Consider the following 13,568-nt stretch of genomic DNA (forward strand, 5'->3'; position numbering starts at 1 on the left):
GATGGACCTGCTGCACTCCCGCCTAGGCCATGTCGCCCAAACGCTTACCTCTCGCATCAACAAGGCCATCACGGGACTTGAAAGTGTTCGCGATCAGTTGACCTCAGAGACCGGGCGCATGCTCCAGCGACCAGCTCGGTCAGACTTCTCGTTCCTGGCGCCTCACTTTCATGACTTCCTCCTCGCCCAACAAGACCTCATCGAAGGAGCAGGGATTGCCTACGAGCCCAGCAGCCTCGCCGATGCGGACCATTGGATCGAATGGTGGCGAACGCAAGTCGACGGCACGCCCCGATTCATCAGCCACGACTTGAACCGCAAGTCCCTGCGCTTCTACGACTACTCCAGCCGGGACTGGTTCAAGAAACCGCGCTCACTCGGTCGCCCCATGGTCATCGGACCCTACGTCGACATGGGCGGCATCGACGTCAACACGGTGACCATCACGGTGCCGGCACAGACCTCAGACGGCACCCACGTCCTCGGCTGTGATGTCTCCCTCTCGGCGCTGGAAGAGATGTTCATTAAAGCGCTGCAGACGCTCGAGCTCGAGGTCCTGTTGATCGGCTCGAACGCCCGGGTGATCACCTCAACCGCTCCGCGCCTGGTCACCGGATCGCTGGCAGATCCTCATGCCCACTCGGTGCGCTCCGTCCTCCCCCTCTGCGCGGAAGATCCCGAGCGGTTGCCGTGGCAGCTCGTGGTGATGGAGTCCCAGCAGTAGGCCCGAACCGCCCTTGGCCTCTCTCCCGGAGGTCATCCGCCACCGGCAATGCTGGGACCGACTGTGCCCAGGCCCAGGGGCAGCGGGTTTTCGCCCTAAAGGCCCCGCCCCCCTAAGTAACTTCCACGTGCCCGCGGTGCGGATCTGCACGCCCACACATGGAAGGGCGCCCGCCCCTGCTGGCACCTGCCTCTCCATGCCCGAGCGGGGCCTCGGCCTCTGAGGTCGACGAGCCGCGCTCTCAGGCTATTGATTTTAAGAAGCAAAGATAGAACTATTAGCGTGTGATGCGCGTCACCCTCACGCGAGTCGCTCCCAGTCGCTACGTCGAAAGTCACCGAATCATGAATCCCACGCTCACCACTGCAGCTGTCCGACGAGGCCAGAAGGGCGGGCTCGTTGCCTCGGGCGAGCTGCCCCCGCTGAAGCACTTCATCGAGGGGGTCTTCGTCTCCTCGAGTGGGGCCACCACTACGAAGATCGTGAACCCCAGTGATGCGTCCGTCATCTGCGAAGTCCCCGAGGGCACCGCCGAGGACGTGGATCGCGCCGTTGCGGCCGCCAAGCGCGCCCAAACCGCCTGGGAGCAGACCACCCCCAAGGAACGGTCCGATCTGATCCATCGCGTTGCCGACCGCATCGAGGAGCATGCCGACGTGCTGGCGCGTCTGGAGTCGCTGAACACCGGCAAGCCGCTGGCGACCTCCCAGGATGATGTTGCCGGGACGGTGGACACCTTCCGCTTTATGGCCGGGGCTGGCCGCGCCCTGACCTCGATGGCCGCCGGGGACTACGCTCAGGGCCACACATCGGTGATCCTGCGCGAACCGGTCGGGATCGTCGGGGTTGTCACCCCCTGGAACTACCCGCTGCTGATGGCCGCTTGGAAAATCGCCCCCATCCTGGCAGCCGGCAACTCCCTGGTCATCAAGCCCTCGGAGCAGACCCCGCTGACCACCCTCAAGCTCGCCGAGCTCATCAGCGACCTGCTGCCGGCCGGAGTGCTAAACATCGTGACGGGACAGGGGCCCAGTGTGGGCACACGCCTGGCCGAGCACCCGGACATCGACCTGGTGGCGCTGACCGGCAGCGTCAACAGCGGCAGGTCCGTGGCCACGGCCGCCGGCTCCACGGTCAAGCGCGTACACCTGGAACTGGGCGGCAAGGCCCCGGTGGTGATCTTCGCCGACGCTGACCTGGCCGCCGCCGCCGAGTCCCTGCGCGCTGCCAGCTACTGGAACTCCGGACAGGAGTGCGGAGCCGCCTGCCGCGTGCTCGTCCACGAGTCCGTGGCCGAGCAGTTCACCGAACTGTTCGTGGAGCAGGTGCGCTCCTTCGTCATCGGTGATCCCCTCGCCGGGGACGACGTTGAGATTGGGCCCATGATCTCCGAGGCCCACTTCCATCGAGTCTCCGGGTTCCTGGACCGGGCTCGCCAACAGGGCATCCCCGCGGCCATCGGCGGCGGCCCCCTGGACGGGCCCGGGTTCTTCATTGCCCCCACCGTGCTGACGGATGTCCCCGGCGGCTCCGAGGTCAGCCAAGAAGAGATCTTCGGCCCGGTCGTGACCGTGGAGACCTTCTCCGATGAAGACGAGGCCATCGCCCGGGCCAACGAGGTCGACTACGGCTTGTCCGCGTCGGTATGGACCGGCGACGCGGCCCGCAGCCTGGACGTGCCCAGGAAACTGCATTTCGGCACCGTGTGGGTCAACTCCCACCTCGTGCTGGCCAGCGAGGTTCCCTGGGGCGGCTTCAAGGGCTCCGGCTACGGCCGGGACCTGTCCATCTACGCCCTCGAGGACTTCTCCCGTACCAAGCACGTGATGCTCAACCACACCCGCTGATCGCACGATCACCTCAGCTCCGGTGGTGGTCGGCCCGACATCGGCCACCACCGGTCACCAGAACACTTCTTGGCACATATCCCCACACCCTCACCATCGATCAAAGGATTGTCATGACCACCACCTTCGACTCCGTCATGCCCATCTCCTCCTCCACCGAGGAGAAGTGGACCAACTGGGGCGGCAACCAGTCCTGCACCCCGGCCTACACCATCCGCCCGCGCACCGAACAAGAGGTCCTCGACGCGGTCCGCTTCGCTATCAAGGAGGGACTGCCCGTACGCGCCGTGGGCGCCGGGCACTCCTTCACCCCGATCGTGCAGACCGGCGGCGTGCTGCTGGACCTGCAGCACCTGAGCGGGCTGACCGACACCGACTCGGCCCGCAACCGGGTCCGCATGTACGGCGGCACCCGCATCAGCGACATCGGAGAGTCGCTGTGGGCCAGGGGGATGTCACTGACCAACCAGGGCGACATTGACAAGCAGGCCATCGCCGGAGCCATCGCCACCGCCACCCACGGCTCCGGAGCCGAGCTGGGCAGCTTCTCCTCGGCGGTGCGTTGGGCCAAGGTCATCAACGGGCACGGCGAGATCGTCGAGGTCGGAGAGAACGACATCCGCGAACTCAAGGCCGCCCAGGTTGCAATCGGCACGCTTGGGATCATGGTCGAGGTCGAACTGCAGGCCTCCCCCGCTTACCACATCATCGAAGAGATCACCTACCCGATGTTCGATGAGGTCGAGAAGCACTGGGACGAAAACGTGCGCGACCACCGGCACTACTCCTTCATCTGGTGCCAGGAGGACGGCTCTGCCGAAATGTATGAACTGCCCACCCCGGCCGGGGAATCCATGGTCAACCGCACCTACACCAAGAAGTACCGGGCCGCTGAGCTGGACGAGGCCACAGGCCTCTCCTCTGTTGAGGGTGCACGCCGCGACCGCGCCTACCGCATCTACGCCGGCGGGTACATGATCCCCTTCCACGAGCTGGAGTACTACGTGCCGGCCGAGGTGGGCCTGGACGCCGTCAAGGCCGTCCAGAACCTGCTGCTCACCAAGCACACCGACCAGAAGTATCCCCTGGAGGTGCGCTGGGTGAAGGGCGAGGATGCCTACATCTCCCCCTTCTACAAGCGCGACACCACGGTGCTTTCGGTCTCCGGTGCCCCCGGCACGGACTACTGGCCCTACCTCCGGGACCTGGACTCCCTGCTGCAGGACTTCGACGCCCGCGCGCACTGGGGCAAGATCCACTTCATGAACCGGGAACGGATGATGGAGACCTTCCCGGAGTACGACACCTTCGTCCAAGTGCGGCGTGAGTTCGACCCCCATGGCGTCTTCCTCAACGACCACCTCCGGTCCCTGGTCGGCTAACCCTCGTCCCCTCTTGGAAGACATGGACGAGAGCACGTCATGGAAATAATCGGACAGGTCATCATCTACGTCATGATGGCATTCGTGCTGATCGGCGCGGTTGCGGCGATCGTCAACGACGACAAGGGGCTGGGGCGGGAGTTCAAGGAAGGCATCTACTCCATCGGAGTCATTTTCCTGCCAGTGGCGGGAATCATGGTGTTCATGCCGTATCTGACCCAGTTCGTCGTCACCGTCCTGGGCCCGGTCTATGCCTGGCTCCACGCGGACCCATCCCTGGCCGCCACCACGATCATCGCCGGAGACATGGGCGGGTATCAGCTCGCGCACGAGACCGCCGGCAGCCACGGGGCCTGGCTGATGGCCTTCGCCACCAGCCTCACGGCCGGAGCCACCATCATCTACAGCATCCCCGTCGGCTTGGCGATGCTGGACAAACGGGACCACAAATACATGGCTTTGGGCTTCATGTCCGGGCTGCTGACGATCCCCGTGGCCGTGTTCACCACGACGCTGATGCTCCAACTGACGCAGACGCCCCTGCGCACGGAGGTCTCCACCGAGGCCCCATCCGTGAAACCTTTCGACCTGGGGTGGGGAGACATCTTCCTCAACCTGGTGCCGCTGGCCATCTTCATGGTGGTGCTGGCCCTGTGCCTGCGGTTCTTCACCGACTTCATGGTCAAGGCGTTCATCGTCTTCGGCCGGGTCATCGATGGGGTAATCAAGATCGGTCTGGCCCTGGCCGTGGTGGAGTACTTCACCGGGATCTTCTCCACCCTCTTCGGCGGTTGGGGGCTGGACCCCTTCATCGCGGACGAGGAGAACCAGTTCCGTGCCCTCGAGATCGCCGGCTACATCGGTGTGATGCTCGCCGGGGCGTTCCCGCTGGTTTACGCCATCCGCACCTGGCTGGCGCGGCCGCTGACGGTGGTGGGAGCGAAGGTCGGCTTCACAGAGGAAGGTGCCGCCGGTGTCATCGCCGGCGTGGTCAACATCCAGGCAATGTTCCGCCTGATCAAGACCATGCCCCCGCGGGACAAGGTGCTGTGCACCGCATTCGCGGTGTGCGGGGCTTTTTCCTTCGGTGACCACCTGGCCTTCATCGCCAACTTCCAGCCCAACATGGTCTTTCCCTTCATCGTGGGCAAGGTCGGCGCTGGCTTGCTGGCCATGGTCCTGGCCGTGTGGCTCTCCCTGCCCGAGACCCGCAAGCTCGAGGCGCAGGACCTCGCGGACGGCACGATCGAGCCCGGGGAGTACAGCGTGCCGGGCGAGATCCGTAGGAAGGCCAGCCCAGCTATCCTGCAAGCGAGTAGGGCCCCGGGAAGCGAAGAACCTATGGAAACCCACGAAGCCACGCACGAGGACGTCGGCAACCAAGGCAGTCCAACGGAGGAAAGGACGTCCTCGGTCGTCACCTAACCGGGAAGTAAGGCCGGAAGGCCGGTCCCCCAGTCGAATCATGGCGGGGGGCCGGCCTTCCGGCCTTCAAACACACTCCGGGTTAGAGCTGCACCAAGACCTGAGCGCGTCCGGCTGACGTTAGCGACTCGAAACTCAGCAGAATCGGCCAGAAGCAGTCCGGCCACCGACGGGTTATCTCCTTGCGCAGGCGCCTCAGCTAACTGTCGCCCTAACCTCAGACCGCCAAAATTTGGCGAACGCATCCTTTCGAGGGTGTCCAACCGGGTATACCCGCCGACAAATCTGTGCGATGACATCGTGTTGAGTGGACAGAAATGTCCAGAGCCCCCACCTGCATTGACGCAAGTCGGGACCCTACTCAGATTGCCGCGGGTCCCTCAGGAGTGTGCCGTATGGCGCCCCGCCGCGGCACAGGCCACCGGACGGGTCATACGGGATGCCCCTAGTGGCGTGCCGCCGTTCATCCATATCGGCTGTGGGGGTGTCCGGTGGGGGTTCGGCGGATTCTGGCGGTCATTGCAACAGCAGCGGTCCGATGTCTTCGATCGGTTTGCGGAACTCTAGCCGTTTGCGGGGTCGGCCGTTGAGCTCGGCGGCGACCGCGTCGAGGTCTGCTTCGCTGTGCACCGACAGGTCGCTGCCCTTGGGGAAGTACTGCCGCAGCAGTCCATTGGTGTTCTCGTTGACCGGGCGTTGCCACGGTGAGTGCGGGTCGGCGAAGTAGACCTCGATGTCGGCGGCGAGCTTGATCTGCTTCCAGTCGCGCATCTCCGTCCCGTGGTCCCAGGTCAGCGAGGTGCGCAGCGCCTTGGGCAGGGTCTGGATCTTCCGTGTCAGCGCCTGGCGCATCAGTTCGGGGGTGTACCCGTGGGGCAGGTGGACCAGCATGGTGTAGTTGGTGGTGCGCTCGACCAGCGTGCCGATCGCCGAGGCGTTGCGGCGGCCCAGGATTAAATCGCCTTCCCAGTGCCCGGGCACGGCGCGGTCATCGGCCTCGGGGGCACGCTCGGTGATGCTGACCGGGTCCGGGATGCGGTTCTTGCGCTGGCCGGCCTTGCGGCCGGGTTTGCGCACGCTGCGTCCGGTGCGCAGCCGCCGGGTGAGCTCGCGCCGTAGGGCACCGCGGGAGGAGAGGTAGAGCGCTTGGTAGATCGTCTCGTGGTGCACCTGCATCTCCGGGTCCTCGGGGAACTCCCGGTGCAGCCGGCCGGCGATCTGCTCCGGGGAGTACTTCTGCTCCAGGTCGGACTCCACCCGTTCGCGCAGGCGCGGGTGGGTGACCAGCTTGGCCTGCTCCGGGCGGCTGGCCCGTTCGTAGGCGGCCGCGTGCGCGGTGCTGGCCCGGTAGCCTCCGTGGCGGTCTGCATTGCGGCGCAGTTCCCGGCTGATCGTCGAGGGTGAGCGGCCCACCGCGGCCGCGATCTGCCGCACGCCCTGGCGCTGGGCCCGCAGCAGGGCGATTTCCTCCCGCTCGGCGAACGTCAAGCACCGTCCCTTCAGGTTCCGGCCCCGCCGGGGACGGACCCCACCACAGGCAACGAGCCACCGGGCCCCCTGCTTGCGGTAGCTGCCCGCGCCCTGGGCCGCGTCGGTGATGAACTCACCTCGGGCCATCGCCTCCCAGAACTTCTGATGCACTTCGGGAACCATGTAGCCACCAAATCGCACCTCCAACACCTCGTCTCGCATCTCGCTTCAACCGGGGTGTTGCAATCACCGTTAGAACCCAAGGTTCCATTATTGGGACGGTGCCATCGCTGGTTCGGGGTGCTGTTAACCGGCGTACTTGTATCGCCCCTGGGGTCCTGGGCGGGATCAGGGGTTGGGCCCGGTGGAGGGTTCCTCGCTCTTGAGCGTGGTACCCACGGTCCATAGTTCTGGGTCGACTTCGTTGACGAGGACGCGGACGGAAGACAGGGGGGTCTCGAGGGTGCGGGAGACCGCGGTGGCGACTTCGCGCAGGCAGTCCTGAACCTTGGCGCGGTCGCGCCCGGCGACCATGTTGATGGTGACGATGGGCATGGAGAACTCCGTTCTGAGGGGCGCGCGGCGACCGACGTGTCGAGACGGACGCTGGCCCGGTTGGAACCTGGGGCGGCGTCGCCGAAGGGCGGGGTGCGCGTATGGGGTGGGCGTATGGGGTGGGCGACCGGTGTGTTGTCAGGTGGCTGGTGTGGCCGGCGGCCGCGCGGTGGATTGGCGCGGGATCAGTGTCGGGGTGGCCGTGACCGGTTCTGCGCTGAGAGTGCCGGCGAGTTGCTGGGTGAGCAGGTCCACGGCGTGGGTGGCGATCCGGTCGAAGGGAACCCGGACGCTGGTCAGAGCAACGGGCAGGCGGGCCGAGACAGGGATGTCGTTGTACCCGACGACGGACAGGTCATCAGGCACGGAGAGCCCGGCGGCCTGGGCAGCGGCGAGCACGCCGATGGCGGTGTTGTCATTGACGGCGAAGATCGCGGTGGGCCGGTCCGGGCCGGTGAGGATGGCCCGGGCCGCGGTCTCACCGGAGTCCATGCCGAAGGTGGACTCGTGGATCAGATGCTCCACGTCGGCCAGGCCGGCCTCGGCCATGGCCCGGCGGTACCCGGCCTGCCGGGCCACGGCGGTGGAGGCGTAGGACGGGCCGGCGACCAGGGCGATCTGCCGGTGGCCTAAGTCGAGCAGGTGGCGGGTGGCCAGGTAGCCACCGAGTTCGTCGTCACCGGCGGCCGTGGGGCTGACGTGGTCGGTGCGCAGCGCCAGCACGTGGGGCACCCCTTGGGTCCGCAGCTCGGCGGCGAAGGGATCATCCAACCGGGCGGTGGTGAGGATCAAGCCGTCCACGCGCTGCCGCAGCAGGGTTTCGGCGGCGGCCCTCTCCGCCTCGGGGCGGTCCTCGGTGGTGGCCACGATCGCGAAGCCGGCCTGGGCGGCGCAGGCCCGGGCGACTTCCTCGAAGAACATGGCCATCACGGTGTCCGACAACCGCGGGACCAGGACCCCGACGGTGCGGCTGTGCTGACGGCGCAGCCCGGAGGCGTAGGCGTCCGGGCGGTAACCGAGCTCGGTGGCCGCGGCGCGCACGCGCTCGGCCGAGGGCGAAGTCGAGGGCGGGTGCCGGTCATCCAGCACCCGGGAGACCGTGGAGATACTTACCCCGGCGGCCCGGGCCACGTCGCGAATGGTCACCGCTTTGGACGCGGTGCGCTCAGTCACGACGGTCCTTGGCCATGCCCCGGACGATACCAAAACCGGTGGCGTGCCCTCTGACAAGGCAGCAGAAGAATCGGGCGGGTCCCCCGGGGTGCTGTCGAGAACCGCACTGGGCCGCCGCGAGTGAACCGGGTCACGAAAAGTTTGAGGGGAGGTGTTGACATGTGCCATGGCTCACATCATAGTTGAAAACGTTCTTGCAAACGTTTTCATCTTCTGAAGGAGCCGATCATGTCTCTCGATCTCCGCGGCCTCGTCCCCGCCCCCGTCACCCCCTTCACCCCGGACATGGAGGTCGACCACGCCGCGTTGGCCAACCTCACCCGCTGGCTGGCCTCGGTGCCGGGCGTGAAGGGCCTGGTGTGCCTGGGTCACGCCGGTGAGGGCACCTACCTCACCGCCGAGGAGCAGACCGAGGTCATCCGCACCATGGTCGAGGCCGCCGGCGGCGTGCCGATCGTCGCCGGCATCACCGGGGAGGGGGACAAGGTCGCGGCCCTGGAGGCCGCCCGGGCCCGCGAGGCCGGGGCCTCCGCCGGCCTGGTCTACCCCTCCCACGGGTGGCTGCGCTTCGGCTACCAGGACGGCGCCCCGCAGGAGCGCTACCGGATCATCCACGAGGGTTCGGGTCTGCCGCTGATCCTGTTCCAGTACCCGGATGCCACCAAGGCCACCTACAACCTCAAGACCCAGCTGGAGATCGCCGCCCAGCCCGGGGTGTTCGCCACCAAGAACGGGGTGCGCAACATGCGCCGCTGGGACACCGAGATCCCGGTGCTGCGCCGGGAGAACCCGGAGCTGCAGATCCTCACCTGCCACGACGAGTACCTGCTGCACACCATGTTCGACGTCGACGGCGCCCTGGTCGGCTACGGTGGACTGGCCCCCGAGCCGCTGATCGAGCTCATCGCCGCCGGCAAGGCCAAGGACTACGCCACCGCCCGCGAGATCCACGACAAGCTGCTGCCGGTGACCAAGGCCGTCTACCACCGTGGTTCGCACATGGAGGGCACCGTGGCGCTGAAGATGGGCCTGGTCGAGCGCGGGGTGCTGCCCAACGCGGTGGTCCGCCCGCCGCTGCTGCCGCTGGCAGAAGGTGCCCGCGAGGAGATCTCCGCGGCACTGGCCCACGCCGGACTGATCGGTGAAGACGCCCAGTACACCACCACCCGCCCGTTCCAGGCCGCCAGCGTGGTCTGAGCTTCCCAATCCCAACGGTGGAGACGACGATGACCAATGTGACTGCACGACCCCAGAAGCCCACCCGCCGAGGATCCGCCCTCGTCACGGACGGCGAACACACTGCGGCCGGCGCGCAGCCGCCTGCCCCGCGCAAGTCCCGGTCCCGGTTGCTGGGTGCTCTGGCCCTGATGGGCCCGGGGTTCATCGTGGGGGCCTGGCAGTTCGGCCCCGGCAACCTGGCCTCGGCCGTGCAGGCCGGCAGCCTGCACGGCTACGACCTGATCTGGGTCATCGCCGTCTCCACCGTGCTGATGCTCGGGTTCACCGACATGAGCGTGCGCATCGCCCTGGCCTCGGACCGCTCCCTGATCCAGATGATCAAGAAGCGCCTGGGCAAGGTCACCGGGGTGGCCGCCGGCATCGGGGTCTTCTTGATCACCCTGATGTTCTCCGTGGGCAACGCCGTCGGTTCCGGGCTGGGCATGTCCATGGTCTTCGGCGGCTCCCCGACCCTGTGGACACTGGCCTGCACCGTGCTGGTGGCCATCGTGGCCTGGGCCCCGAACTACTACAAGGTCTTCGAACGCGGCCTGCTGGCCATCATCGCCCTGATGGCGATTGGGTTCCTGGCCTCGGCGGTGCTGACCAAGCCCGACTGGGTCGAGGTCGCCGACGGATTCATCCCCTCCCTGCCACCGGGGGCCGGGATGCTGCTGGTGGCCCTGGTCGGCACCAACTTCTCCATCAACGCCGCGTTCTACACCGGTTACGCGTCCCGGGAGCGGGGCCTGCGCCCCGAGCAGTACAAGGCGACCACCCTGGCCGACACCATCCCCGGGATCGTGGCCCCGGGCATCATGACCATCCTGGTCATCGTCGCCGCGGCCACCGCCCTGCGGGCCACCGGTGGGGAGGCCAAGACCCTGGCCGATCTGGCCAAGGTCCTGGAACCGGTCGCCGGACCGGCCGGGCCGATCGTGTTCGGTCTGGGCTTTACCTGCGCGGCGTTCTCCTCGATGATCGCCAACGCCACCGCCGGCGGCACCCTGATCTCCGACGCCCTGGGTTGGGGCAACAAGCTCGACCGGCACCGGGTCAAGGCCATGATCTGCCTGGTGTTGGCCTTCGGCCTGGCCGTAACCCTCCTGGCTCAGGGCTCCCCGATCCAGCTGATCATCACCGCCCAAGCCCTGACCGTGATCGTCGCCCCCCTGCTGGGGATCCTGCTGCTGATCATGGCCACCCGCAAGGACGTGATGGGCAAGTACGTCAACCGCTGGTGGCAGACTCTGCTCGGGCTGGTCGGACTCATCGCGATCCTGGCCACCTGCTACCGGCTGGCCTCCAGCCTGCTCGGCGGCTAACCACGCCGTCTAAACCAGCGGGGGTCGGGACCATATCGTGGTCCCGACCCCCGCTCGTTAAAGCCACGCCTCGTTCAGGCGGCATCCTCCACGGAGGACGCGCCGGTGGCATCCAGGCACGCGTGCCACCACCCGCGGTGATGGTCCACTGTCACCGGCCGCCACTGCTCACCGGCCAACCAACGCAACCCCGCCTCGTCGGCGGCCACCTGATATCCGCTCTGGGCCGCCACCCACGCGGCCTCCTGTTCGGCATGACACCGGCTGGTCGACCAACGCTGCCGGTTGATCTCCGCAGCCGTGGCCAGGCCGACGCCGCCCACCACCACGAGCACGGCCAACACTCCGGAGGCGGTCACCGGCGCGGCAAAGACGGCGGCGGCGCACAACACCGTCGCGTACATCACCGCCACCGGATGGTTCCACCACCGCGGCGCCAGCCCCTGCGGAGCCCGTGCCACCGCGGGAAACACCCGAGCCGACACCGAGTCCGCCCACTCCCGCGGCGAGTCCACCGGCGACTGATTAACCTTCACGAACACTCCTGACCCATCCACCAGTACGACGTGCCGCATGCACCCGACCCGCCCCTCAAAGGAAACGGCCGCCGACCATACAGCTACCTCTCTACCTATGTACCAGTCCGGAGAGCCGCAGACCCGGGATTTGGCTATCTCGTTGATCACAGCGGTACTAAGAGTTCAGCAAAGGCCCACCCGAAGCACCTGTGTGGCGACAACACTGTCCGTAGAGGGATGGTTATGAGAAATCGGAATACCGGGCCGAGCCGTCGGTGTACTTGTAGCCGATGGGGAACTGCTCGATGATGACATGCCCGGGAAACTCGTCCTGGATCGCTTCCGCGAACGCATCGGCTTCGCCCGGGTCGTCGAACACCCCCAAGACGACATTGTCAGGCATCTCGTCCTGCTGCACGATCCAGACCCGGCGCCCACGCCTCCGCCATCCCATGCCGCCAGCATAGGTTTCAGCGCGCGGGAGTCCGCGGCTGAGCCTCCGCGCAGTAAGGGGATCCTTCAGCGAAACATGTTGCAGTCGCCAATCCAGGAGGATAAATGCGTGGGTTTCGACCTGGGTCCGGCTGTGCGGTTCGAAGCCGTGGTCCGGCTGTGCCCATAGACGGTCTCGCTCGACCCCGGTGACTGGCGTCAACGGACCGACCTCACCAAGTACTGTTAGGCGCCCGGCCCCGGACTCTCCGCAGCACTGCGCAACGGCCCCGGCTGATCCTCGCGATGGACCTGGGCCGTTGCGCCTCCTTCGCCTACCCTCGGATACCCTCGGGGCATGTCCAAGGATTTCGGTTGGTTTGCCCAAGCCCGCTGGTCCCGTGGGGTTTTCGTCCCGAGTGACCCGGCCATCCTCACCGACGCGCCCTGCCCGCCACCGGCCCGGCTTGCAGCTGCTCCCTTCTTCGGTGCCCTCTCGGCCGCCGCGATCGGTGGCCTGACGCTCATCGAACCCCGCACCCTGGGCGGCGGGGCGCGGGCCGCGTACCGGATCACGACGGCGGCGATCAGCGGTGCTTACACCGCCGCCACCGTGCCCCTGGACGCCCCGCTGGACGTGGCCCAGCGGGCCTCCATCGGGGTAACCGCCGGGGGCGCCACCCTGGGACTGGCCGACCCGCTCGAGGCCCTCGACGCCCGGATGGTGGACTGGCTCACGGCCCGCGGGGTGCGCCGGCCGCGGTGGTGGCTGGCCGGCATCTCTGCCGCGATCGTGGCCGCCGGCTGGGCGGCGGACCGCGCCGAGCTGCGCGGCCTGCAGCGGGCGCTGCAGGAACACGCGGACCGCCTGGAGGACGAGCCGCCGCTTGGTCCGGTGGACCCTGCGGTGCGGGCCATCCTGGGCGTGTTGCTGCGGCCGGAGGTTCCTGGCGCCGAGGCGTTGCGGCTCCAGCTGGAATCGGTACAGCAACAGAATTTGGGCGTCCCCGAGGGCCTGCCCGCTGACGTCCTGGACGGGGTGTTCCCCACGGATGTGTATCTGACCGTCGATGAGGACGCCCCGCGCATCACCCCCCGCACCCAGCTCTGGCCGGTCACGGCCCGGTTCACGCTGGATGGTGCGGTGTTCGAGATCCAGTTGCAGATCCACGAGGGCCGTCTGGGATCACTGTCCATCATGGTCGCCGACGAGACTTTCGGGCCGGACAGCGACATGGACTACGAGGAGGTCATCGGCCTCCTGACCGCCTGGCCGGACGTCTCCGACCTTCAGATCCGCACCGAGACGGCAGACCCCCTGCCCTAGTAGTGCTTTGTCAGGTTGGTCCGGTGCGTGGGCCGTAGGGGCAGTGGCTGAGCATGCCGATGACCGTGGTCTGGAGTTCGGCCAGGTTCGATGCGCTAGGGAGTGTCTCTTAATGGAGCAGTGGGCGTTGGTCGAGCCCTTGATGCCCTCGGCCCCCGGGGCGGGCCGGCCG

12 protein-coding genes are annotated in these 13,568 nt (G+C 67.1%); 7 read left to right on the forward strand and 5 right to left on the reverse strand.

Annotated features, from left to right (window positions below; genetic code table 11):
- Position 1 precedes the first annotated feature (1 nt).
- The 4 genes from Q0283_RS16435 (at position 2) to Q0283_RS16450 (ending at position 5,378) form a co-directional block, all read left to right on the forward strand.
- On the forward strand, positions 2-724 hold the full coding sequence (locus Q0283_RS16435) for a cache domain-containing protein (RefSeq protein ID WP_298045666.1): 723 nt from the start codon (positions 2-4) through the stop codon (positions 722-724).
- 344 nt (positions 725-1,068) lie between these two features.
- The gene (locus Q0283_RS16440; RefSeq protein ID WP_298045668.1) at positions 1,069-2,571 is read left to right on the forward strand and encodes an aminobutyraldehyde dehydrogenase; all 1,503 of its coding nucleotides are present in this window, start codon (positions 1,069-1,071) and stop codon (positions 2,569-2,571) included.
- Positions 2,572-2,684: 113 nt separating this feature from the next.
- Complete coding sequence (locus Q0283_RS16445; protein WP_298045669.1) at positions 2,685-3,953, forward strand: D-arabinono-1,4-lactone oxidase; 1,269 nt, start codon at positions 2,685-2,687, stop codon at positions 3,951-3,953.
- 39 nt (positions 3,954-3,992) lie between these two features.
- Positions 3,993-5,378 (forward strand): ethanolamine utilization protein EutH, encoded by a 1,386-nt coding sequence (locus Q0283_RS16450; RefSeq protein WP_298045670.1) that lies wholly within the window; start codon positions 3,993-3,995, stop codon positions 5,376-5,378.
- A gap of 516 nt (positions 5,379-5,894) precedes the next feature.
- Here the strand turns inward: Q0283_RS16450 and Q0283_RS16455 are convergent.
- From Q0283_RS16455 to Q0283_RS16465, 3 genes are all read right to left on the reverse strand, one after another.
- Positions 5,895-7,019 carry an IS30 family transposase gene (locus tag Q0283_RS16455; RefSeq protein WP_298045671.1) on the reverse strand — a complete coding sequence of 375 codons (1,125 nt, stop codon included), beginning with the start codon at positions 7,017-7,019 and terminating at the stop codon, positions 5,895-5,897.
- Positions 7,020-7,196: 177 nt separating this feature from the next.
- Positions 7,197-7,403, reverse strand: coding sequence for a tautomerase family protein (locus tag Q0283_RS16460; RefSeq protein WP_298045672.1), 207 nt, complete (start codon positions 7,401-7,403; stop codon positions 7,197-7,199).
- Between the two features lie 138 nt (positions 7,404-7,541).
- Positions 7,542-8,576, reverse strand: a complete 1,035-nt coding sequence (locus Q0283_RS16465; RefSeq protein WP_298045673.1) for a LacI family DNA-binding transcriptional regulator — start codon at positions 8,574-8,576, stop codon at positions 7,542-7,544.
- A gap of 228 nt (positions 8,577-8,804) precedes the next feature.
- Between Q0283_RS16465 and Q0283_RS16470 the strand changes: the two genes are divergently transcribed.
- Together Q0283_RS16470 and Q0283_RS16475 are read left to right on the forward strand one after the other, a co-directional pair.
- Positions 8,805-9,773, forward strand: coding sequence for a dihydrodipicolinate synthase family protein (locus tag Q0283_RS16470; protein ID WP_298045674.1), 969 nt, complete (start codon positions 8,805-8,807; stop codon positions 9,771-9,773).
- A 38-nt stretch (positions 9,774-9,811) separates the two neighbouring features.
- Positions 9,812-11,119, forward strand: a complete 1,308-nt coding sequence (locus tag Q0283_RS16475) for an Nramp family divalent metal transporter (RefSeq protein ID WP_298045675.1) — start codon at positions 9,812-9,814, stop codon at positions 11,117-11,119.
- 74 nt (positions 11,120-11,193) lie between these two features.
- On the opposite strand, the gene Q0283_RS16480 is transcribed toward Q0283_RS16475, so the two are convergent.
- Both Q0283_RS16480 and Q0283_RS16485 read right to left on the reverse strand, forming a co-directional pair.
- Positions 11,194-11,655: a hypothetical protein gene (locus Q0283_RS16480; RefSeq protein WP_298045676.1), complete on the reverse strand. Its 462-nt coding sequence runs from the start codon at positions 11,653-11,655 to the stop codon at positions 11,194-11,196.
- A 223-nt stretch (positions 11,656-11,878) separates the two neighbouring features.
- A complete protein-coding gene (locus Q0283_RS16485; RefSeq protein WP_298045677.1) occupies positions 11,879-12,292 on the reverse strand; it encodes a hypothetical protein in 414 nt (137 codons plus the stop codon).
- A 135-nt stretch (positions 12,293-12,427) separates the two neighbouring features.
- Between Q0283_RS16485 and Q0283_RS16490 the strand changes: the two genes are divergently transcribed.
- Positions 12,428-13,396 (forward strand): hypothetical protein, encoded by a 969-nt coding sequence (locus tag Q0283_RS16490; protein WP_298045678.1) that lies wholly within the window; start codon positions 12,428-12,430, stop codon positions 13,394-13,396.
- Positions 13,397-13,568: the final 172 nt, after the last annotated feature.

It is taken from the genome of uncultured Citricoccus sp. (genome assembly GCF_937871995.1).
GTDB lineage: Bacteria > Actinomycetota > Actinomycetes > Actinomycetales > Micrococcaceae > Citricoccus.

Excerpts from the sequence above, each read along its gene's own strand:
- Q0283_RS16435 (WP_298045666.1), top strand. The coding sequence starts at position 2 with ATGGACCTGCTGCACTCCCGCCTAGGCCATGTCGCCCAAACGCTTACC.
- Q0283_RS16440 (WP_298045668.1), top strand. The coding sequence starts at position 1,069 with ATGAATCCCACGCTCACCACTGCAGCTGTCCGACGAGGCCAGAAGGGC.
- Q0283_RS16445 (WP_298045669.1), top strand. The coding sequence starts at position 2,685 with ATGACCACCACCTTCGACTCCGTCATGCCCATCTCCTCCTCCACCGAG.
- Q0283_RS16450 (WP_298045670.1), top strand. The coding sequence starts at position 3,993 with ATGGAAATAATCGGACAGGTCATCATCTACGTCATGATGGCATTCGTG.
- Q0283_RS16460 (WP_298045672.1), bottom strand. The coding sequence starts at position 7,403 with ATGCCCATCGTCACCATCAACATGGTCGCCGGGCGCGACCGCGCCAAG.
- Q0283_RS16470 (WP_298045674.1), top strand. The coding sequence starts at position 8,805 with ATGTCTCTCGATCTCCGCGGCCTCGTCCCCGCCCCCGTCACCCCCTTC.
- Q0283_RS16490 (WP_298045678.1), top strand. The coding sequence starts at position 12,428 with ATGTCCAAGGATTTCGGTTGGTTTGCCCAAGCCCGCTGGTCCCGTGGG.